The organism is Streptomyces malaysiensis subsp. samsunensis, from assembly GCF_024519315.1.
Lineage (GTDB): Bacteria > Actinomycetota > Actinomycetes > Streptomycetales > Streptomycetaceae > Streptomyces > Streptomyces malaysiensis.
This window is the reverse complement of sequence record NZ_JANIIC010000277.1, coordinates 1-394: the sequence shown is the minus strand read 5'-3', so window position 1 is coordinate 394 and position 394 is coordinate 1. Positions and strand designations below refer to the sequence as shown.

General features: G+C 68.8%; 1 protein-coding gene. It reads left to right on the top strand.

Annotated features, from left to right (window positions below; all coding sequences use genetic code 11):
- Positions 1 to 21 precede the first annotated feature (21 nt).
- Positions 22 to 394: LLM class flavin-dependent oxidoreductase (locus NQU54_RS48875; RefSeq protein ID WP_257636698.1), on the top strand; the 373-nt coding region annotated here is incomplete at its 3' end.

The window sequence follows — 394 nt, the reverse complement described above, 5'->3', positions numbered from 1 at the left end:
GAGGTGCTCTACCCCTACCTGATGGCCCTCACGAGCCGGATCCGCTTCATCCACCTCGTGACGCTGCTGCCGACCCGGATGAACCACGCCCTGCGCGTCGCGGAACGCGTCGCCACCGAGGACATCCTGTCCAACGGCCGCGTCGAACTGGGCACCGGACGCGGCAACACCACCCTCGCCCTGCGCGCCTTCGAAGTCGACCCCTCCGAGAACAAGGCCCAGTGGCGAGAAGGCATCGAGCTGATCCGCCACGCCTTCCTGGACGACGTGTTCTCCTACGTGGGCGAGCACTACAAGATCCCGCCCCGCAGCCTCGTCCCCAAACCCCTCCAAACCCCCTACCCGCCCATCTCGGCCGCCGCCGGCAGCCCGAGCTCCGTCGAGACCGCCGCCT